Raw genomic sequence first — 17,258 nt, forward strand, 5'->3', positions numbered from 1 at the left:
ATTTATAATTTTTAGACAATTTATTTTTGAGCGAAATCGACACTTCTTGTCCGATCGACAGGATGTGATATACCTTTAAAAAGGACTTTTCGATAGATCAAATAGACTAAAAAATACGGTAAAAAGATGATTTTTAATAAATTTTGAAAAAATCCTGTCGTTTCTTATATGTTGGTGATAGATTAATAGTATCTTAAATAACCAAAAATTAACACAGGAGGAAATGAAGTGTCAGGAATTAGTGAAACACCTTTAGATTCATACGTCATTAATCAATCAACAATGGCGGTCCTTCCGATTGAAGAAGGAAAAAAAGTATATTCAAAAGTAATAGAAAGAGAGACAAGCTTTTACGTTGAATTAAAGCCCCTGCAAATTATTGAACGAAGTTGTAGATTTTTCGGCTCAAGTTATGCGGGCAGGAAAGCAGGAACATATGAAGTAACAGGAATTTCCCACAAGCCTCCATTTGAAATACAAACCCTTGATATATAAGGGTTTATAGGCGGTTTCTCTGTTTTTTGATGCCGTATTGATGCCGAAACATTTTTAAACAGTTCTCATGAGGTCTCCAAACATCTTCGAAGCCTCTTTTTTTCTGTCACTGGTAATGTGTAAATAAACTAATCTAGTTGTTTTATCTTCGGTATGTCCTAAGCGAGCCATAATCCTGTGAAGATCTACGCCTGCTTCTGCGAGAAGTGAGGTGTGAGTGTGTCTGAGAGAATGAGGAGTTAATTTTTTCTGAATACCTGATTTTTTCAATACTGAATTGAAACGGTTCTCAATCGTTTTAACGAATGGCGGATAACCATAATACTTTGTTCTCTTCATTCTCCCAAAAATAAAGTTGCCATCGAACCACTCATCTTTAATCGCAATTTTAATTTTATTTTGAATTGCTTTGTGTTTCTTTATAACTGAAATTACTTCTGGTTCTATATCAATAACCCTAATGGAACCTTTTGTTTTTGGAGTTAAAATTTCAAATTCTTTAGTATTGTCCTTATCATTAAAATATGTTTTTGTAATACTGATACTGTTGTTTTCAAAATCCACATCGCTCCATTTAAGAGCTGCTAATTCACCAACCCTCATGCCTGTCCAAGCCAAAAGGAAGAACATTGTGAAATATTCATGATCAAAATCTCTATTAGCTGTGTCCAGAAAAGTTTTGAGTTCAGTTTTTTCAAAGTATTTATCTTCGATTGATTGGTTTTCTAACTCCTCAACGGTTTTAATGTCTTTAGGTAATTGAGCGAATTCCGTCGGATCATCTAAAATGATTTTTTGTTGTCTAGCCCTCCTGAAAACCATTTTAGCTACAGAGTGTATGTTGCTAATATTTCCTTTGGATAATTCTCCTGCTTCTTTTAACTTAACTAACATTTTTTGGTAGTCCTTATCTGTTATCTCTTTGACTTTTTTATGACCAAGGTGTTTATTTAGGTGTTTAATTTCTTTTTTCCTAGTTCGTAAAGTGCTGTTTTTAACTCCAGACAGTTTGTATACTGAGTGCCATTCGTCGCAAAGCTCTTTGAAAGTTATTTTGTGCTTCATATCCAGTTTAACTTTACCAAGAATATACTCCATTTCAGCGGCAGCTTGTTTTGCATCTTTTTCCCTCAAAAAACCGCGCTTTGGTATTCTCTGTCTTTTACCGGTTTTTGGATCAATGCCATTTTCAATGACATACATCCATCGGATGCCTTTTTTTGTTTCATACTTTTGAATACTTGCCATGTTAAAATCCTCCTCAATTTATTTGTTTTAAGGAATTCTCGTATAAAGCAAAAGCATAGCTTTTTCTTCTAAACATTTCTAAGCGGGCAGCAGCAAAAGAATAAGTCACATTAAAGGTGTCTCCAATTAGCTTTATCGCTTCAGATTGCAAAGAAGGTAGGTTTAATTTTTGAAGCATAAAGGAGGGAACACAGAAATGATACATGAAACTATTTGCCTGATATTCTTGCAATTCTCTAAAGAGCTTGTGCATATCAAATTGGTTGCCATAGTGCTTTATCACATGGCATAACTCGTGTCCAAACTCTTCCCATTGTTGTTTTTTGTTTAAACGTTTATCAATGACCATGCTGTAAGAGCCATTCACACAGAAAACAATACTAGGCCTTCTTTCAAAATGAAGCCATATTTTTAGAGCAGCTGCCATAAGTTCCATATCAATTGATTCTGGTGTAAGCATGTTTAATTTTGTGTATATTTTCTTCACTTCTTCTTCTAAATGAGATAATCCTTTCATTTAAAACACCCCTAAAATGAGAATATATGTTCTGTTTATAGCTGTAAAAAAAAGCCCGGTGTTTAAGGGCTTATTCAGCTTTTTTTAAATCTATGTCCTTAAAAAAGAAAACTGCTGTAAAGCTCATGACTATGATGAGAAGCACAATACTTTCTTTTACATCTGGCCTATATAGGTATTGATGGTATATCCAAAATACTCCGCCAATAAGCAGAAAGAAAAATTGTAGAAAGAAACCAATCAAATAACATTCTCCTATCATAAAAGATATTCCCTACACAGAAGCCAGTATTTGTATCTAATGATATTAGAAATAATAGGGTATTTCAAGATAGAATTTGAACGTATGTTCTTATGAGAATTTAAAATAAAAGCCCAAAAGATAGGGCTATATTCAAATTCCTAAAAGCTGTTTCTTCTTTAGTGTGAACTCTTCATCAGTTAAAATGCCTTCTTCTTTGAGTGCTGCGTACTTTCTGATCTCATCAATAGTAAAATCGGTATTCTCATCAGGCGCAACAACATTTTCTTGCTTATTTACATCACTTGAAGTTTGTTTTATTACCTTTGAGGAGTTTTCTTTCATTTTCTTTATATAAGCCACAAAAGTAGCAGGATCACCTTCTAAAATACCAAACACTTCAATATGTTCGCCAGCAACATTAAAAGAAAATTTGTAACCACTCCAACCCTTTGTAGGAACAGATACATTAGAGACATCAGTGTATTCCCATGACTTAATAGAGTTGTTTTTATCAATAAATATCAATCTTTTTTTAGTTGCAATAAAAAGACCGACCTCACCATATTTCAAAAAATTACTTGAACATAAAACAATTTCAGCTATAGTTTCATCAGTTTGATTTAAAATATCGTTTGCTTTATGAAAAAGATTTATAAAATTTCTTGAAGCGCGTTTCTTTTTATTCAGTACAGGATTATAAATTTTTTCATCTCTAAAAATAAAAGCCAATCTATACACCTCTCACTAATAATCATTACTGTAAAAATTACAGCAGAACCTTCAGTTGAGAAAAAATGATTGTAGACTCTACTGTAATTTTTACAGTTGAACAGTCATTCAATTGAAGGTATTACTGTAAAAATTACAGCAGAACCTTCAGCATTAATTAAACTAAACAAAACTAAATAAAGAAATATATTAATTAATTAATTATTAGTTTAGTCTTTCGATTTACTACCTTTCATCTTTTCTTTCTGTTTTATGTAATTGATGAAACTAATCGTTTCTTGTCTAGCTTCTTTGGAAAAGTTGGAAACTTCATTGAAAGCGATTTGCAAATCAGAATCATATACATTATGAGCCGAAGCAATATTTTCAGTTCTACCAAGAAGAAAATCAGTTGTTGTATTCAATACATCAGCTAAATCTTTGAGCATGACATTTGAAGGTGTGCTATGTCCGTTCTCATAATTGCTTATAGTTCCTTTTGTTGTATTAAGACGTTTAGCTAGTTCTTCCTGTGTTAATCCTTTATCTTTTCTGACACTCTTTATTCTTTTAGAGAGCATGACAGTCCCCTTCAACTAATAAGCATCTGTGGATATTGCAATGGTTTTGTTTAATTTTATTTTTTTTTAAAAGTGCGGCCGCTTTTCTTTTCTTTTTCTTTAATGTAATTGATAAAGTCTATAGTTTGTTTTCTAGCTTCTTCAGAAAAATCAGAAGCAGCATTGAAAGCAATTTGAAGATCAGGATCAGACTCTATTTTATTATCATCAATGGTTTTGTAATCAGGATCATCACTCCTGCCAACTAGGTAATCAATCGAAACATCAAATATATCTGCGAATTTAAGCAATTCACCATCAGTAACAGGTCTTTTACCTGACTCTATTCTACTTAAGACACTGTAGTTAATATTGACTCTAGATTCTAATTCGCGTAATGACCAATCATTTTTTTCGCGGAGTTTTTTAATTCTTTCACCTAATTTATTTTTCATAAAATCACCAAGATTCCTTATATGATTTTTCCGTATTAGCAACACAATAATACCATGTTTCTAATATGGAAAAAAATATTTTGCTAAAATAACAACAGAAATAGTTGACTTTGCTGATTCAACAAAATATAATCTTAATTAAGTTGCTGATTCAACAACAAAATGAGAGGGTGAGATAATTGGAATTTAATCTTGTTTTGATTAGAAATAGAAGAATTGAGTTAAATCTTTCTCAACAAGAATTAGCGATTGCTTTAGGTTTTAAAGACGCATCAACTTATTTGAAGTATGAAAGAGGAGAGTATGCGTTTAAAGCAAAGCAACTCCCTATCTTGGCTGAAATTCTTCAGTGTAAAGTGACAGATTTTTTTGTTCGGAATGTTGCTTAAATAGCAACAGAGAGCGCGATCAGAGATTATTTCAAAAGGAGCATGAGCATGGAAAAAAATAATGTAAGTCTTCATGTAACAAACCAACCTGAATTGAAAGAGTTGCTCGATAAGGCTGGGTACCAAATCAAACAACTCAAACAAACACTTAGTCAAATTGAATCATTTAAACCTAATGTGAAAATTGATTAAAAACCAAGCTTTCTAGCCACATACTCAGTACTAGCTGTTTCAAGCATTTCTCTCCATGAACTGAATTTAGTGTTATTTAAAACATAATCATCTAATTCATTTTCAGGTATTTGATCTAAGTTTTCATGCTTTGAGAAAACCTCTCCACTTTCAAATTCATTGTAGGATGAAAAATTAGTGTTTTTTCTCAAAAAAGCATCTGTCAACAACTCTTCTAAAGGAACGTCGTTAGATCCTTGAAGATCATCAGCAGCCTTAGACATTTTTTCGAGTTGCTTTTCAAATTCTTTAAACCCTTTGATTTCCATATGTTTTCACCACCTTTCAGAAATAATATCGGCTGAAAGGTAGAAAAATCCAATAGGAGGTTCGAAATGCCACAGACAGTTATCACTTTTGATGAAATGACAGCCACCGTATTTCAAGATCAAATGCAAAAGTTATTTCAGGCAGCTTATGAAAAAGGCGTTGAAGACGGAATGAATAAAAACTCGTACCCGCCTTTACTGACAAACCAGCATTTACAAGAAATCTTTTCAGCTTCAAGAAGCCCTGTATGGAAAATCACATCAAGGCCTGACTTTCCAAAATTCAATGAAATTAGTGGTCGTTATCCAAGAGACCTGGTGTTTCGATGGATTGAACAAAATTCCTCATACATTCAGGAGGTAACAGCATGAATCAAGTACAACAGATTTTCAACTATCAGGATCAAGAAGTCCGAACAGTCATTCAAGATGGACAACCTTGGTTTGTCGCAAAGGATGTATGCGAGATTCTAGGGATTAAAAATGCTACCCAAGCCGTTTCAAAACTGGATATTGATGAACGGTCTATGTTGAACATAGGGCGTCAAGGTAATACAAATATCGTGAACGAACCGGGTCTTTACACATTAATTCTAGGAAGCCGCAAACCCGAAGCTAAGCAATTTAAGCGATGGATCACCCATGAAGTTATCCCGACAATCCGAAAGACAGGCGGTTATGTAGCAAACGATGATCTATTCATTCAAACTTATCTGCCGCAGGCTGATGAACAAACAAAACATTTTTTCAAAGCCACCTTGCAAACGATGAAAGAACAAACCAAGCAGATTGAAGCAATGAAGCCTAAAGCACTTTTTGCAGACGCAGTCGAAACGTCTGAATCATCTGTACTTGTAGGAGAATTAGCAAAACTGCTTCAACAAAATAATGTGCAAATCGGACCAAACAAACTCTTTGAATGGTTACGAGAGAATGGATACTTAATCCGCAAAAAAGGTGAATCATATAATCTCCCAACACAGCGCAGTATGGATATGGGGCTGTTCGAGATTAAGAAGCGAGCTGTTAACAACCCTGACGGTTCTGTTAGAACAACACGCACACCGAAAGTGACTGGAAAAGGACAAGTTTACTTTATTAATAAATTCCTAGCGTCAGAAACGGCTTAATCGTTAACCGGCTCAGCGCAGGGTTTTCTATACCTTGCCTGTCCCTTCATTAATATTTTAACAACAAAAACTGAATAGAAAAGGATGAGAACAAATGGCGAACAGCCCTTACAACGTTTCCAACTTATGCAAATGGATGCATAAGAAACGTAAGGAAATAGGTCTTTCACAATACGCAATGGGACAACTACTTGGCGGGAGGGATCAGAAGTATGTTTCAAACATTGAAAATGGTCTTACCACTATTTCCCCTGAGATTTGCATCCGTTGGTTTGAGATTTGCGGTGCCTATGAACATATCGACCTTGTTCATTTCATTTTCAAGCTTCATCCAATGGCAGCCGCGCCAATTGATCCCGCCTTAAATGATAGTCCTCATAAGGCCTTGATCAATTTAGTGCAGGAAATGAAGGACGCACAAAAGGCTATCAATGATCTTGCGGAATGGCTGAACAATACACGACCAGGTAAGCATGATGAGCTACCGATGCAAGCGATAAAACAAATTTATGATCTAACGCAGGCAAACAAAACGCTCATGTATTCAATGTCGAGGGAGTTTGGTTTGAAGATACAAGACCTAACAGAAAAATGGTCGAAAAAAGCCATTGTCGCAGAGGTAGCAATGCACAAAAGACAGGATAGGGAGGCTGTACTAGCATGATTGAGAAACAATTCATTAAAGAAGATGTTCCTGTGGCAAAGGTAAAGATTCAAAGCGCAGAAGAGCTTATGCTTCTTGCTCACCAAGCGCTAAAAGATGGTGACTATGACGAACTTGCAAGCCTAGCTGGAAGCATTAGAAATATCAGCGAGGATCTTGTGCGGATGAATAATTTAGGAAAATTAATTGAAGTCGCATCGAAGTTACAGAAAAAAAGTGGTGTACGGCTTGAGCTTGTTACACGTACTGAAAGGACTGAAACCATTGAATATTGAGCATCCGATGGTAACGCAGATTAATAGCTTTGGTTATCCGAAAGACTACTGGAAGGACGAAGCGGAGCGCAATGGATATGAAGATGAAGACGATGAAGACAAATAAAAAAACCCGCTTGGCACAGCGAGTTTTAAGGTGTATTGCTTCTGATTAGGTACAGACAGTATACCAAGAAATCACATGAAAATCAATGACGGAGGTATACATGATGGAATTATCAAAAAATCATCTGCAAGTAATGAAAGACATTGGAGAAGGCGCAACAATTTGGGGTTTCATGGAAGCTCACTTATTGAGAGAGGTTCAATCGTTTGATCCATCATTTGTTAAATTGGTACCGCTTGATGAACTGGAGAAATATGATCCAAGCATTGCTGGATTAACAGGGGTAGACCAGCTTCCTTATTTCGGAGCCGTTCTGACAAGTGATGGTTTTGCCTACCTTGATAGAAACAAAAACAAACTATCTGAGGAAGGTGAGTCAAATGAGTAAATTTCAAATCAGTTTTGATCACCGCCGTGAAGCGCAGGAGCGTTTGGAGAAAGCAGGCGGTTGGATCGACTACAAAAAAGGAAAACCTGTGTTCAACTTTCCGAACGCTCAAGCAAAACAAAAATACATCCAGTTAGGGCAGGCGGCATATCGCAGAAAGGTGGGAATGTAATGAATGGTTTAACCAATATTGATTACTCGAATTATATGCCTCAAGGAAATACAGCCCCTTCCGTCACAACAGAAGCAATGGTGAGTAGACAGGCGCAAGAGGTTCAAGCGGCGATGGTGATAGCAAAAAAATTTCCGAGAGACGTATATGCTGCGTTTGAACGTATCAAAAAAGCGTGTGAAAGAAAGTTGTTGGCGGAGAGTGCCGTTTACGAATACCCGAGAGGTGGATCGAAAGTTTCAGGCCCTTCCATTCGGCTTGCTGAGGCATTAGCGCAAAACTGGGGGAACATTGATTACGGAATTATGGAACTCGAACAAAAAGCCGGTGAATCGTCAGTGATGGCATATGCATGGGATCTTGAAACGAATACTCGTCAAACAAAAATTTTCACAGTCAAGCACGAGCGTAAGGCAAAAGGAACAATAAATAAGCTTAATGATCCGAGAGATATTTATGAGCTTGTGGCTAATCAGGGTGCCCGCCGTGTTCGTGCCTGCATTCTTGGTGTGATACCAGGGGACATTGTAGATGCCGCTGTTGATATGTGTCAAAAAACATTGATTAGTGGACATAAAGAACCGTTAGAGGATCGTTTAAGAAATGCCTTCTCTTTATTTAAAAAAGAGTTTGGAGTCACTAAAGAAATGATTGAGGAATATGTCGGCAGTAATGTTGATGCTTTCACTGAACAAGACTTTTTGAAAATCGGAAGGATTTACACTTCCTTACGTGATGGTATGGCAAAGAAGGAAGATTACTTCAATGTCAAAGTCAGCAGCGCAACCAAGTCAAAAGCAGAAGAAGAGTTCAAAAAACAGAAGGAACAAAAAGAAAGCAATAAAAAGGCGGGTGATCCTGTAAATGGGGATTCCGGTGATCAATCAAGATAACTATTACTCTAACGAGATAGATAAAGTCTACATGTCTAATTCTCAATATAAAAGTTTCTTAGAGTGTGAGGCGGCTACTATTGCAAAGATTAACGGAGAATGGCAGCCGCCGTCTTCTGAGGCTCTTCTCTTCGGCCAATATGTTCATGCGTGGTTAGAAGGTGAAAAGGCATTCGATTCCTTCAAGATGAATACACCATCATTGTTCACTCAAAAGGGTCAGCTGTACAAGCAATATCAATTGGCTGATCTCATGATTGAATCAATTCAAAATGATGATCTGTGTATGTTTGTTCTTCAAGGAGATAAAGAAGTGATTATCACAGGTGAACTGTTCGGAGTGCCTTGGAAAGGAAAGCTTGATGTGTACAATCCAGCAGGTGGACGCTTTGCTGATCTTAAAACAACACGTTCTCTTCGTGAAAAAGTTTGGGATCAAGAGCTAGGCTATTGTTCATTTGTAGAGGCTTACGGATATATAGGACAAATGGCAATTTATGCAGAGTTAGAAAGGCAAATGTCTAAAAGGGATGAATGGCTTGAGCCTCTTATCGTTGCCATTTCAAAAGAAGATCCACCAGACAAAGCCGTTATCAACATAGACAATTCCAGAATGGAAGTCGAGCTTGAAGATATTGAGAAGCATATGGAGCGAATCATTCAAGTGAAACATGGCGGTGAGCCTCCAAACCGGTGCGAAAAATGTAAGTATTGTCGTTCCACAAATCAACTAAACAGGATCATTCATTTTTCGGAGCTGATCAGTTGATGGAAAAGGATTTTTTCATAAAGGTCCCTATTCCTTATGCTTACTTGTCTTTATCGGAATCAAGCAAAGATCAAGCCAGTTTGTTTAGGTCATATGTAAAAGACTTCATTAAGAGAAACGAAACTGGGCTTACTTATATCAAAATTAGCGGTATGTATGCCCTATGTAAGTTGAAAGGGCGTGAATAGATGAACTATCTCAAAGAAATAAACGGCTTCATGAGGTTTCTCGAAACGACAGAACTAAAACCTACCACTCAAGCATTGTGGTTTCACTTGATGGATATAAACAACGGTTGCACATGGAAAGAGTGGTTCACGGTGCCAAACAGTCGGCTTTATTCGCGGTTAGGAGTCAGCGAAAAGACTATGATTGAGCATCGAAAAATCTTGATAAAACATGGCCGTATCGAATACAAGCCTAGAGGCACTGGGGCGGGCAGTTATCGCATCGTAAGTCTTGAGATTAAAGCAAGCATGACCCCTGTACCTGATGAAGAACCCGAAAAGCCAAATGAAGAAAAACCAACAAGACAGGAGGACAAGCAACCTATGAACGCATTTGAGTTTTACGAGAGCCATTTCGGCGGAACACTAAACAGCTTTGTAAGTCAGCAAATAGGTGGTCTGATAGATGATTTTGGAGAAGAAAACGTGATTAAAGCAATGGAAATCACCTTGAAAAACGGCGTTCAGAACATCAAATATGTTCAGCGGGTCCTTTCAAATCAGCGGGCACAAGAAGGAGTGAAGAAAGATGCAGAGTATGGGCGATACCTTAAAGTCGTTGGAGAAAGCAAATCCAGCACTAGCGAAGAGACTGAGAGACTCCAAGAAATTGCAAGAAGAAAAGGTCTATCCGGTCAGGTACGAGACACTCACTGTGATTTCTGAAGAACATTGCATGTATGGGAAATGCGATGGGTCGGGGTTGATATGGATTATAGATCATGAGGAAAACAAAGAGTTTATGAAAGAGTGCCCGTGTAAAGAAGTGAAAAAGCTCTCAAATAGGCTTATGAGCGCAAGACTACCCGAAGAGTTCAAAGATGCTTCTCTAAACTCTTTTGATATCAATGTTTATGAAAAACCCGAATCCAAAGAGCGAGCAGCCAATGCAAAAAGGGTTGCTAAAAACTACGTTTTGAAATTTGAAAAGATGCGGGAGTTAGGAAAAGGCTTGTATTTCTTTAGTGAAGAGAAAGGAAGCGGAAAAACAAGGCTTGCTGCTAGTATTCTTCACGCAATAACAAAGGTCTACGACAAAAAAGAAGAAAAGCCACTCAAAATCATCTATTCGTCTACAGCTGATCTGATCGGAGAAATAAAAAGCACGTTTGACAGTGAATCGAAGGTGAAAAGTACCGACATTATGGATGCTGTCAAGACAGCTGATCTTGTTGTCCTAGATGATATTGGAGTGGAAAACGTAACAAAATTTGTGGAAGAAACCTTCACCCGTATTCTTGATTATCGACTTCAATACAAGAAGCCTACGATCATTACAAGCAATTTAAGTATAGAGGATCTCGACACAATCTATAAGAGTGGTCGGATCAGTAGCAGGGTAGAAAAAATGGCTTTTCCTGTGATTATGCCAAATGAAAAGATTCGTAAAAAGATAGCACAAAAAGAAAATGAAGAACTGCTTTTGGAACTATACGAGTAAAGGAGAATGTCAGATGTGCAACACATGCAATGGCGAGAAAGTCGTCATAAATGAAAATACCTTCATGGCGAGCTTCTTCCCTTGTCCTGATTGTAACACCACAGGACGTAAGCAAAGCCTAAAGCCAGTCATCGAGCAATTAAATCAAATGCTGGCCAAAGCTCAAGCGCTGGAAGGAAAGACAGCATGAAGACGATGGCCGCAATAATCACTATCGCTTTCACAGCATCATCAAGAGAAAGGAAGCTCCTGCAATGGCTGCGGGATGACGGGAGGTAAGGGAATGAGAGAAATCAAGTTTAGAGGTTGGAATGGAAGTCGAATTGGAATGATGGCACCAACATTTGATGGTGATGTCAATGAAATTTTTGCTGATAAACATGGTGATTATATGCAGTACACCGGATTAAAGGATAAAAACGGCGTTGAGATTTATGAAGGCGATATTGTAATTGATGACCAAATGAACACAGCGCAGATTGTCTTTGATGATGGATGTTTTTGCTTAATTGGTTACTTGGGAGACCTGCGGACTCATCCACTACGTGATTATCTGTTTTGTGGAAAAACTTTCGAAGTCATCGGAAACATTTACGAAAACCCGGAGCTGTTAACAGAAAAATAATGAATCCTAGCATCACTGAACTACTGAAACGAAACAACCTAAACGAATCGGAAAAAGAAAAACTCGTTGCCGAACTGAAAAAGCACTTCCAGCAACGGAAAGCGAGGATCAACAAAACATGTCCAATAAATACGGCGCACGCAAAACGGTAGTAGACGGCATCACCTTCGACAGTAAGGCAGAAGCCAAATACTATGAGCAGCTGAAATGGCTCAAGAAAGCCAAGCAGATAAAAGACTTTTCATTACAACCACGCTTCGAGCTTCAAGAAGCATTCAAAAAGAACGACAAGACTTTTCGGAAGATTGAATATATTGCAGACTTCGAGATCACTAAACTCGATGGATCAAAAGAAATAATCGACATTAAAGGCATGGAAACGAAAGAATTCGCCATCAAGCGAAAGCTTTATGAACGCAAATTTGATACGCCATTAAAGGTTATCACATTTGATCGGTCGCTAGGGTTCATAGAGTTGGACAAACTCAAAAAGATTAAACGGAAGGCGGGGAAACCAACTGTTAAACGTGGTAATAGCAGACGATCGTCCGTTGTGGGTTCAAAAGGAAGATAAGCTTATGGCCTGTATGACACGTTGCAAGCAGTTCAAACAATGCTCAAGCCGCTTCGGAGCAGATTGCAAGCGAATGGGCGGAGCAGAAATACCGAGGATCGGAGGTGGAAAGCATGAGCGGAAAGCCTAACAATCCATATGCAGCTGGGCCAGTCATCGAGTGGAAGATGACTAAAGAAGAGCTTGAGGCATATCTAGCCAAGCATCCCATCGTGTATCGGGAAGAACTAAAACCATCACCATCATATCAGATGGATAAATGGGCATAAAAAAACACCGAAGCCGCTGCTCCAGTGCTAATTAAATCTGACACTTTAATTATAACACATGGGGGCATGAAGCGGATGAAACCAACTGAAATTAAAGACTTTGATACAACCATTCAAAGCGCAATAGAACCCGGTAAGGTCCGCATAATCGTGATTGACGGCAACGAAGGTACTGCCCATATCACAGACGCACCTGAACACGGAAAAACTATCATTCAAACTGCTAAAGGTCACTTTGCAAGAGTTGACCATGAAATAGGATTCAAGATCAAATGACTTGGAGGAATTGCGATGTTATCAAAAGACCAAGTAAACGTTGAGCACCTTTTGGGTGAAGTCGAACGTTTGAAAAGAGAAATAGAGAAAAAGAATCAGCAGATTGACGGATTCTCAAAGCTTTTCTTAAACGAACTGAACTGGGAGCAGCGTAATTACGAAGCATGTAAAGATGAATTCCACAGAGGTGGATTATCTGCCATGAGAAACATCGAGAAGAAATATGAATTTGCTTTTATGAAGGGATTGGACGGTGAAAAAGTAAACATATCGAGCTTTTACAGGCCGTCAGAGAAATGCGAATCGTGCGGGGAACGTGAAAGCGAATGTTTTTGTAATGTTGAGGAGGATGAGCTATGAGTCTACCAAAACACGTTGAACTGTCACAGGCCGTCAAAGCCTGCAAAAACCAAGCAATGACGATTGATGATGCAGCTGTCCATCTTAAAGTGCCAGAAAACGTTGTGCCGATGCTGGTACGCAAAAACGATGATCTCGTGATAGAAGGTAACGTGGTCATGGCGAAAAGGGAATCAAACGGACCTGTCATTTTTACACTGTTGTTTTTCATGGGGATTATTGCTGTCGCTGGGTTGATGAGCGGAATTGGATAATAGAAAAGCAGGGAATTATTCCCCTGCTAGTCCAACGATAATTAAAGATATTGAATTTAGAGCAGTAATTAAAGATTGCAGCAAATCTTTGAAATATTTCGTAATTTTAGTGATTACATTATCTCTATTAAGATTCATTTTTATCACCACCTCTTATAAGAATAAATATATTATACACCAAAATAGGAACTTGTGTTCGTGTTTTTGAAAGTATTTAAGAAGGCTTAGGAGGAAACGGAAAATGCCAAAACCTGAACAACTTAAACGCATAAATGATATAAACGAGCTGATCAAGCTCATAGCAAGCATTGATCGTAGAACATTTTATTGCGAATCAAAAAATTCGGTTGCCTGCTTTGTATTTGGAAAACGAGGAAAATTATTCTTCGTAGACAATTACACAGGGGAATGGGTCTATCCATATGAATTAGGGCACGGTCGAGCAAACGGATTTTCACATGGAGGGAACATGTGGGAGCTGGTCAACAGATTTAGGGAATTTATCATCACGGGTCAGTATGGTCACCTTAGAGACTATAAAGAAATCTGGGCTTACAGTCGTGAAGGCTGTCAAAAGATTCGCCAAAAGGCAAAGGAAATTGGATTTATTGAATCGGTTGATTATCCATACAGTTTCAGAGAATGGCAGAAAGCAAACTAACAGCCTAGCGGCTTAGGAGGAAACGGAATGAACACAAAAAAAATAACTATTCCCAATCGTGATTCAAATGGTTGCATGGTCGGATTCAAAGAATTGAATGTGCTTTGGGAATGCCCTACGTGTGGTAGCGAAATGGGCGAGCCTCAACTCACACATCATGCCGAAGATGGTTTTCATGGAAGTGTTCACATCTGGGAAAGCAAGTGCGGGCATATAGCAAAATACATTGACCTAAAGGAGATAGCGGAATGAACCTACAAAAAATGTTTGAAATGCAAAAAGAGTTAGATGACCGCATCATCCGAGAAAAAGGGCTGGAAGGTCAAGACCTGCTGCCTAACACATATGTTGCTCTAATTACTGAACTAGGCGAATTCGCTAATGAAGGGCGCTGGTTCAAGCATTGGAGTGAAAATCAAGAACCAAATAGGACAGGTTATATAGATTGTGATGTATGCGTAGACCAACCAGGAAGATATGAGGTGATACATGAGGGTGAAATATTATCGCTACCATGCCCAAAATGCGAAGACCACGAAGAAGTGTACGTTGGCGATAGATTACTCGAAGAATATGTGGACTGCCTGCACTTCTTCTTATCAATTGCTATTAAAAAGGGCTGGAAAGAAGAGTTGCACATTCCAGAAGAAGCGATTGAGGATTTCAAAGATGCAGGATTTGACGGAGGACTTTCAGGAGTTTTCGTGGAGATGCAATGGAGCTTATTGAATTCTCGAATGCTCAAGGATGAAGAAAGTAAAAAACAACACTTCCATATAGCTTGGGGCTTGTTCTTGGCAATTGGAATCATTGGCTTCGGCTTCACACCTGAACAAATAGAAGAAGCATACATGGACAAAAACGCCGTCAATCATAAGCGGCAGCAGGAGGGGTACTGATGAACTACTCACTATATTTGATTGACGTTAGACTCGTTATTGATCTTGGACAGGGCGAAAAGAGTCAGCATAAAGCGTTTAGCGGTGTGCCTGAATTAGTAGAAACGCATATCTTTTGTCAGGAACCAATCGGACAAGTTGAAATAAGCGATGAGCAACTAAAAAAGATTAAAGTCACTTTTCATAATGGCGGCTTGTGTGATTACTGCGATGAACTTTCAAACAAAGTACGTCCTTCTCCTTTTATGGGTGACATCGGCTCAAGCATGTGTAAAGACTGCTGGGACATGACAAAGAAGGAGTATGCAGCATCACATGATGAGCATATAGGAGCGTTTGAGGATTACCCTCACTGGAAGGAGAACACCGATGAAGCTCAATAAAAAGCAACAGCTGCAAATCATAGAACGAATGAACGACTTTGGAGAAAGAGGAGTTCGTTCGAATGGAGCGGATAAAGAAGCTGTTGCCGGAATGGCTACTCTTCTTTGGATGCTGCAGGTCTTAAACGTTGATACGGATTCATTAAAGGAGGAAACACGATGAAAACTAAAAAAATCAAACTAGAAATAGAAGAGATACTAAAATACCACCGCAGCATGATCATTGAGGTTCCAGAAGATTTTCCGAAAGATGTCTTAGATGATGTTCTTGATGAGGTTGAAAAGACAGCATCGAGTGGACTAGATGTGTCATATGCTCTTGAAAAGATTGAAGGGTTAAAAGTGTTGGAGCATGCAGACGATGACTTAAGAAGTCCTCACAGTGCGGAAATAGAGATATATGAAATGAACGAAATGAGGGATGACAAATGAAAAAACTACTAATCACACTAACTATTTTTGCGGCTGCGGTGCTTTATGCGCCGTCTGCTGCGGCAGTAACGAGCGGATATAAAACAATTGGCGGGCATACAGTCAGCGTATCAACGGATGCCAATTCATATACACCGAGAGCTAAATCAATCGACGTGACAGCACGTAAAACGGGTAATGAAACGGTCTATTATCGTTTCACTTTGCAAAAAAAGGTGAGCGGCAAATGGAAAGATCAGCGGTTTAGTCTAGTGGGATCGTTTAAAAACGCCACGCCAGCAAAGGAATTTTACACAGTCAATCACACTGCTGGCACGCACCGTATCAAAATGACCATATACAAGAACAGCAATTGGACAGGCGTAAAAGGCCATATCTACACACCAGCTTTCGAAGTGAAAAAGATGTGAAAATAAAGAATTTAATGTAATATTAAGTAAAAAAGGAGAAATATATGAAACGGACAATTCCAGTACCTCAAAGAGTTTATAAATTTATGGAGCCTCATTTTTTGAAAAAAGTTAAGTTGGAAAAGAAGATTTATATAAATTTTCTAGGTAATTATTCCACTGATAAACATGGAAATGCTATTGGAGATGATGATGAAGGGAAATTAAACATGGAAATCCATCTAAATAGCCATACATTAGGATTTGAAGATAATTCCGAATTAGATCATTTTCTTCACAACAATGTCGTTAGTATGAAAGGCTCTGAGACAAAAGTTCAATTTAGCAATGTGAAAATTGAAGGGCACAACATTGATAACAACTATTATAATTACTGTGTAGCTATGAAATATAGTGAGAGAGTTAAACAAGAATTTGGTGGAGCAATGATGGTAATAAATGATTTTCCTAGATTTATCGAAGAAGTGAATAAGAAATTAGCAAAATTAAAAATAGGTTTTGTAGAAGCTAAACAATGCGAGTATATTGTGAATAGAAAGAAACTTTATACTGAGGATAATTTTGAATATCAAATCCCCTCACTAATTAAAGATAAAGATAATTATGAATATCAGCAAGAGTTTAGACTACTTTGGAAACCAATAAGTGGATTAGAGATTACTAAGCCTATTAATCTTTATTGTCCTAATGCACTTGAATATTGTACATTCCATTTTTAATAAGTCCAAGACGGAGAGCCTGCGGACACTGATCAACACCTTTTAAGGGTGCTGGTTGGTGTCCGTTTTTTATTTGTCGGAAAGGAGCGGCCATGAAGAAAGAAAAGCCGAAAAAACAGCCGCAGAAGCTCACTGATAGAGATTTAAGAGAGCTGATGGGGCAAAACATGCAAAGACTCAAAAGAGCCAAAGGTGGGGCGTACAAGCGTAAATAA

General features: G+C 37.9%; 34 protein-coding genes and 1 pseudogene. 29 read left to right on the top strand and 6 right to left on the bottom strand.

Annotation, left to right across the window (positions count from 1 at the left end):
* Positions 1-228: 228 nt before the first annotated feature.
* Positions 229-477 (top strand): annotated as a pseudogene (locus tag C5695_RS05075) (competence protein ComK); the annotation flags it as partial.
* Between the two features lie 72 nt (positions 478-549).
* On the opposite strand, the gene C5695_RS05080 reads toward C5695_RS05075, so the two are convergent.
* The 5 genes from C5695_RS05080 to C5695_RS05100 form a co-directional block, all read right to left on the bottom strand.
* Positions 550-1,743 carry a site-specific integrase gene (locus tag C5695_RS05080; RefSeq protein WP_117729739.1) on the bottom strand — a complete coding sequence of 398 codons (1,194 nt, stop codon included), beginning with the start codon at positions 1,741-1,743 and terminating at the stop codon, positions 550-552.
* Positions 1,744-1,756: 13 nt separating this feature from the next.
* Positions 1,757-2,260 (bottom strand): ImmA/IrrE family metallo-endopeptidase, encoded by a 504-nt coding sequence (locus tag C5695_RS05085; RefSeq protein ID WP_117729741.1) that lies wholly within the window; start codon positions 2,258-2,260, stop codon positions 1,757-1,759.
* Positions 2,261-2,654: 394 nt separating this feature from the next.
* Positions 2,655-3,233, bottom strand: coding sequence for a PH domain-containing protein (locus C5695_RS05090; RefSeq protein ID WP_117729743.1), 579 nt, complete (start codon positions 3,231-3,233; stop codon positions 2,655-2,657).
* A 209-nt stretch (positions 3,234-3,442) separates the two neighbouring features.
* On the bottom strand, positions 3,443-3,793 hold the full coding sequence (locus C5695_RS05095; protein ID WP_117729745.1) for a helix-turn-helix domain-containing protein: 351 nt from the start codon (positions 3,791-3,793) through the stop codon (positions 3,443-3,445).
* A gap of 56 nt (positions 3,794-3,849) precedes the next feature.
* Positions 3,850-4,227, bottom strand: coding sequence for a helix-turn-helix domain-containing protein (locus C5695_RS05100; protein WP_117729748.1), 378 nt, complete (start codon positions 4,225-4,227; stop codon positions 3,850-3,852).
* A 179-nt stretch (positions 4,228-4,406) separates the two neighbouring features.
* On the opposite strand from C5695_RS05100, the gene C5695_RS05105 reads away from it, so the two are divergent.
* Positions 4,407-4,616, top strand: coding sequence for a helix-turn-helix domain-containing protein (locus C5695_RS05105; protein WP_117729750.1), 210 nt, complete (start codon positions 4,407-4,409; stop codon positions 4,614-4,616).
* Between the two features lie 48 nt (positions 4,617-4,664).
* A complete protein-coding gene (locus C5695_RS20385) occupies positions 4,665-4,808 on the top strand; it encodes a hypothetical protein (RefSeq protein ID WP_187441782.1) in 144 nt (47 codons plus the stop codon).
* On the opposite strand, the gene C5695_RS05110 is transcribed toward C5695_RS20385, so the two are convergent.
* The gene (locus C5695_RS05110) at positions 4,805-5,116 is read right to left on the bottom strand and encodes a hypothetical protein (protein ID WP_117729752.1); all 312 of its coding nucleotides are present in this window, start codon (positions 5,114-5,116) and stop codon (positions 4,805-4,807) included. The genes C5695_RS20385 and C5695_RS05110 overlap by 4 nt on opposite strands.
* Before the next feature lie 66 nt (positions 5,117-5,182).
* On the opposite strand from C5695_RS05110, the gene C5695_RS05115 reads away from it, so the two are divergent.
* From C5695_RS05115 to C5695_RS20770, 26 genes are all read left to right on the top strand, one after another.
* Positions 5,183-5,488 carry a hypothetical protein gene (locus C5695_RS05115; protein WP_008348790.1) on the top strand — a complete coding sequence of 102 codons (306 nt, stop codon included), beginning with the start codon at positions 5,183-5,185 and terminating at the stop codon, positions 5,486-5,488.
* Positions 5,485-6,246: a phage antirepressor gene (locus C5695_RS05120; RefSeq protein ID WP_117729754.1), complete on the top strand. Its 762-nt coding sequence runs from the start codon at positions 5,485-5,487 to the stop codon at positions 6,244-6,246. Before C5695_RS05115 ends, C5695_RS05120 begins: the two co-directional genes overlap by 4 nt.
* 94 nt (positions 6,247-6,340) lie before the next feature.
* Complete coding sequence (locus tag C5695_RS05125) at positions 6,341-6,910, top strand: helix-turn-helix domain-containing protein (protein ID WP_117729756.1); 570 nt, start codon at positions 6,341-6,343, stop codon at positions 6,908-6,910.
* Entirely contained in the window at positions 6,907-7,185 is a 279-nt protein-coding gene (locus C5695_RS05130) for a YqaH family protein (RefSeq protein ID WP_117729758.1), read from the top strand. The genes C5695_RS05125 and C5695_RS05130 overlap by 4 nt, the downstream gene beginning before the upstream one ends.
* Positions 7,186-7,394: 209 nt before the next feature.
* On the top strand, positions 7,395-7,679 hold the full coding sequence (locus C5695_RS05135) for a hypothetical protein (protein ID WP_117729760.1): 285 nt from the start codon (positions 7,395-7,397) through the stop codon (positions 7,677-7,679).
* Positions 7,672-7,851 (top strand): hypothetical protein, encoded by a 180-nt coding sequence (locus C5695_RS05140; protein WP_117729762.1) that lies wholly within the window; start codon positions 7,672-7,674, stop codon positions 7,849-7,851. Before C5695_RS05135 ends, C5695_RS05140 begins: the two co-directional genes overlap by 8 nt.
* Positions 7,851-8,744 (top strand): hypothetical protein, encoded by an 894-nt coding sequence (locus tag C5695_RS05145; RefSeq protein ID WP_117729764.1) that lies wholly within the window; start codon positions 7,851-7,853, stop codon positions 8,742-8,744. Before C5695_RS05140 ends, C5695_RS05145 begins: the two co-directional genes overlap by 1 nt.
* A complete protein-coding gene (locus C5695_RS05150) occupies positions 8,716-9,513 on the top strand; it encodes a PD-(D/E)XK nuclease-like domain-containing protein (protein WP_117729767.1) in 798 nt (265 codons plus the stop codon). Before C5695_RS05145 ends, C5695_RS05150 begins: the two co-directional genes overlap by 29 nt.
* 188 nt (positions 9,514-9,701) lie before the next feature.
* Positions 9,702-10,406, top strand: a complete 705-nt coding sequence (locus tag C5695_RS05160; protein ID WP_117729771.1) for a DnaD domain protein — start codon at positions 9,702-9,704, stop codon at positions 10,404-10,406.
* A complete protein-coding gene (locus tag C5695_RS05165) occupies positions 10,351-11,181 on the top strand; it encodes an ATP-binding protein (protein ID WP_233230809.1) in 831 nt (276 codons plus the stop codon). Before C5695_RS05160 ends, C5695_RS05165 begins: the two co-directional genes overlap by 56 nt.
* Before the next feature lie 13 nt (positions 11,182-11,194).
* A complete protein-coding gene (locus tag C5695_RS20390) occupies positions 11,195-11,371 on the top strand; it encodes a hypothetical protein (RefSeq protein WP_187441784.1) in 177 nt (58 codons plus the stop codon).
* 93 nt (positions 11,372-11,464) lie between these two features.
* On the top strand, positions 11,465-11,806 hold the full coding sequence (locus tag C5695_RS05170) for a YopX family protein (protein ID WP_222928673.1): 342 nt from the start codon (positions 11,465-11,467) through the stop codon (positions 11,804-11,806).
* A 118-nt stretch (positions 11,807-11,924) separates the two neighbouring features.
* Complete coding sequence (locus C5695_RS05175) at positions 11,925-12,380, top strand: DUF1064 domain-containing protein (protein ID WP_117729778.1); 456 nt, start codon at positions 11,925-11,927, stop codon at positions 12,378-12,380.
* Between the two features lie 113 nt (positions 12,381-12,493).
* A complete protein-coding gene (locus C5695_RS20395; RefSeq protein WP_162842487.1) occupies positions 12,494-12,649 on the top strand; it encodes a hypothetical protein in 156 nt (51 codons plus the stop codon).
* Between the two features lie 75 nt (positions 12,650-12,724).
* Complete coding sequence (locus tag C5695_RS05180) at positions 12,725-12,925, top strand: XtrA/YqaO family protein (RefSeq protein WP_231583272.1); 201 nt, start codon at positions 12,725-12,727, stop codon at positions 12,923-12,925.
* 15 nt (positions 12,926-12,940) lie between these two features.
* Entirely contained in the window at positions 12,941-13,285 is a 345-nt protein-coding gene (locus tag C5695_RS05185) for a hypothetical protein (RefSeq protein ID WP_117729780.1), read from the top strand.
* Positions 13,282-13,539, top strand: coding sequence for a hypothetical protein (locus tag C5695_RS05190; RefSeq protein WP_117729783.1), 258 nt, complete (start codon positions 13,282-13,284; stop codon positions 13,537-13,539). Before C5695_RS05185 ends, C5695_RS05190 begins: the two co-directional genes overlap by 4 nt.
* Before the next feature lie 241 nt (positions 13,540-13,780).
* A complete protein-coding gene (locus C5695_RS05195) occupies positions 13,781-14,200 on the top strand; it encodes a hypothetical protein (RefSeq protein WP_117729785.1) in 420 nt (139 codons plus the stop codon).
* Positions 14,201-14,227: 27 nt separating this feature from the next.
* Positions 14,228-14,452: a hypothetical protein gene (locus C5695_RS05200; RefSeq protein ID WP_117729787.1), complete on the top strand. Its 225-nt coding sequence runs from the start codon at positions 14,228-14,230 to the stop codon at positions 14,450-14,452.
* Positions 14,449-15,099: a dUTP diphosphatase gene (locus C5695_RS05205; protein WP_117729789.1), complete on the top strand. Its 651-nt coding sequence runs from the start codon at positions 14,449-14,451 to the stop codon at positions 15,097-15,099. The genes C5695_RS05200 and C5695_RS05205 overlap by 4 nt, the downstream gene beginning before the upstream one ends.
* Positions 15,099-15,482 carry a hypothetical protein gene (locus tag C5695_RS05210; protein WP_117729791.1) on the top strand — a complete coding sequence of 128 codons (384 nt, stop codon included), beginning with the start codon at positions 15,099-15,101 and terminating at the stop codon, positions 15,480-15,482. The genes C5695_RS05205 and C5695_RS05210 overlap by 1 nt, the downstream gene beginning before the upstream one ends.
* On the top strand, positions 15,469-15,645 hold the full coding sequence (locus tag C5695_RS20400) for a hypothetical protein (protein WP_187441785.1): 177 nt from the start codon (positions 15,469-15,471) through the stop codon (positions 15,643-15,645). The genes C5695_RS05210 and C5695_RS20400 overlap by 14 nt, the downstream gene beginning before the upstream one ends.
* Positions 15,642-15,914 carry a hypothetical protein gene (locus tag C5695_RS05215; protein ID WP_117729793.1) on the top strand — a complete coding sequence of 91 codons (273 nt, stop codon included), beginning with the start codon at positions 15,642-15,644 and terminating at the stop codon, positions 15,912-15,914. The genes C5695_RS20400 and C5695_RS05215 overlap by 4 nt, the downstream gene beginning before the upstream one ends.
* Positions 15,911-16,324, top strand: coding sequence for a hypothetical protein (locus tag C5695_RS05220; protein ID WP_117729796.1), 414 nt, complete (start codon positions 15,911-15,913; stop codon positions 16,322-16,324). Before C5695_RS05215 ends, C5695_RS05220 begins: the two co-directional genes overlap by 4 nt.
* 44 nt (positions 16,325-16,368) lie before the next feature.
* Positions 16,369-17,043 carry a hypothetical protein gene (locus C5695_RS05225; RefSeq protein ID WP_117729798.1) on the top strand — a complete coding sequence of 225 codons (675 nt, stop codon included), beginning with the start codon at positions 16,369-16,371 and terminating at the stop codon, positions 17,041-17,043.
* Positions 17,044-17,135: 92 nt separating this feature from the next.
* Positions 17,136-17,258, top strand: coding sequence for a hypothetical protein (locus C5695_RS20770; RefSeq protein WP_255233654.1), 123 nt, complete (start codon positions 17,136-17,138; stop codon positions 17,256-17,258).

Origin of the sequence: Bacillus pumilus (assembly GCF_003431975.1) — a bacterium.
GTDB classification, from domain to species: domain Bacteria; phylum Bacillota; class Bacilli; order Bacillales; family Bacillaceae; genus Bacillus; species Bacillus pumilus_N.

Excerpts from the sequence above, each read along its gene's own strand:
- C5695_RS05195 (WP_117729785.1), top strand. The coding sequence starts at position 13,781 with ATGCCAAAACCTGAACAACTTAAACGCATAAATGATATAAACGAGCTG.
- C5695_RS05150 (WP_117729767.1), top strand. The coding sequence starts at position 8,716 with ATGGGGATTCCGGTGATCAATCAAGATAACTATTACTCTAACGAGATA.
- C5695_RS20400 (WP_187441785.1), top strand. The coding sequence starts at position 15,469 with ATGAAGCTCAATAAAAAGCAACAGCTGCAAATCATAGAACGAATGAAC.
- C5695_RS05085 (WP_117729741.1), bottom strand. The coding sequence starts at position 2,260 with ATGAAAGGATTATCTCATTTAGAAGAAGAAGTGAAGAAAATATACACA.
- C5695_RS05080 (WP_117729739.1), bottom strand. The coding sequence starts at position 1,743 with ATGGCAAGTATTCAAAAGTATGAAACAAAAAAAGGCATCCGATGGATG.
- C5695_RS20390 (WP_187441784.1), top strand. The coding sequence starts at position 11,195 with ATGTGCAACACATGCAATGGCGAGAAAGTCGTCATAAATGAAAATACC.
- C5695_RS05130 (WP_117729758.1), top strand. The coding sequence starts at position 6,907 with ATGATTGAGAAACAATTCATTAAAGAAGATGTTCCTGTGGCAAAGGTA.
- C5695_RS05185 (WP_117729780.1), top strand. The coding sequence starts at position 12,941 with ATGTTATCAAAAGACCAAGTAAACGTTGAGCACCTTTTGGGTGAAGTC.
- C5695_RS05110 (WP_117729752.1), bottom strand. The coding sequence starts at position 5,116 with ATGGAAATCAAAGGGTTTAAAGAATTTGAAAAGCAACTCGAAAAAATG.
- C5695_RS05125 (WP_117729756.1), top strand. The coding sequence starts at position 6,341 with ATGGCGAACAGCCCTTACAACGTTTCCAACTTATGCAAATGGATGCAT.
- C5695_RS05095 (WP_117729745.1), bottom strand. The coding sequence starts at position 3,793 with ATGCTCTCTAAAAGAATAAAGAGTGTCAGAAAAGATAAAGGATTAACA.
- C5695_RS05115 (WP_008348790.1), top strand. The coding sequence starts at position 5,183 with ATGCCACAGACAGTTATCACTTTTGATGAAATGACAGCCACCGTATTT.
- C5695_RS05180 (WP_231583272.1), top strand. The coding sequence starts at position 12,725 with ATGAAACCAACTGAAATTAAAGACTTTGATACAACCATTCAAAGCGCA.
- C5695_RS05140 (WP_117729762.1), top strand. The coding sequence starts at position 7,672 with ATGAGTAAATTTCAAATCAGTTTTGATCACCGCCGTGAAGCGCAGGAG.
- C5695_RS05200 (WP_117729787.1), top strand. The coding sequence starts at position 14,228 with ATGAACACAAAAAAAATAACTATTCCCAATCGTGATTCAAATGGTTGC.
- C5695_RS05190 (WP_117729783.1), top strand. The coding sequence starts at position 13,282 with ATGAGTCTACCAAAACACGTTGAACTGTCACAGGCCGTCAAAGCCTGC.
- C5695_RS05135 (WP_117729760.1), top strand. The coding sequence starts at position 7,395 with ATGGAATTATCAAAAAATCATCTGCAAGTAATGAAAGACATTGGAGAA.
- C5695_RS05210 (WP_117729791.1), top strand. The coding sequence starts at position 15,099 with ATGAACTACTCACTATATTTGATTGACGTTAGACTCGTTATTGATCTT.
- C5695_RS20395 (WP_162842487.1), top strand. The coding sequence starts at position 12,494 with ATGAGCGGAAAGCCTAACAATCCATATGCAGCTGGGCCAGTCATCGAG.
- C5695_RS05145 (WP_117729764.1), top strand. The coding sequence starts at position 7,851 with ATGAATGGTTTAACCAATATTGATTACTCGAATTATATGCCTCAAGGA.
- C5695_RS05170 (WP_222928673.1), top strand. The coding sequence starts at position 11,465 with ATGAGAGAAATCAAGTTTAGAGGTTGGAATGGAAGTCGAATTGGAATG.
- C5695_RS05100 (WP_117729748.1), bottom strand. The coding sequence starts at position 4,227 with ATGAAAAATAAATTAGGTGAAAGAATTAAAAAACTCCGCGAAAAAAAT.
- C5695_RS05225 (WP_117729798.1), top strand. The coding sequence starts at position 16,369 with ATGAAACGGACAATTCCAGTACCTCAAAGAGTTTATAAATTTATGGAG.
- C5695_RS05205 (WP_117729789.1), top strand. The coding sequence starts at position 14,449 with ATGAACCTACAAAAAATGTTTGAAATGCAAAAAGAGTTAGATGACCGC.
- C5695_RS05175 (WP_117729778.1), top strand. The coding sequence starts at position 11,925 with ATGTCCAATAAATACGGCGCACGCAAAACGGTAGTAGACGGCATCACC.
- C5695_RS05215 (WP_117729793.1), top strand. The coding sequence starts at position 15,642 with ATGAAAACTAAAAAAATCAAACTAGAAATAGAAGAGATACTAAAATAC.
- C5695_RS20385 (WP_187441782.1), top strand. The coding sequence starts at position 4,665 with ATGGAAAAAAATAATGTAAGTCTTCATGTAACAAACCAACCTGAATTG.
- C5695_RS20770 (WP_255233654.1), top strand. The coding sequence starts at position 17,136 with ATGAAGAAAGAAAAGCCGAAAAAACAGCCGCAGAAGCTCACTGATAGA.
- C5695_RS05220 (WP_117729796.1), top strand. The coding sequence starts at position 15,911 with ATGAAAAAACTACTAATCACACTAACTATTTTTGCGGCTGCGGTGCTT.
- C5695_RS05120 (WP_117729754.1), top strand. The coding sequence starts at position 5,485 with ATGAATCAAGTACAACAGATTTTCAACTATCAGGATCAAGAAGTCCGA.
- C5695_RS05160 (WP_117729771.1), top strand. The coding sequence starts at position 9,702 with ATGAACTATCTCAAAGAAATAAACGGCTTCATGAGGTTTCTCGAAACG.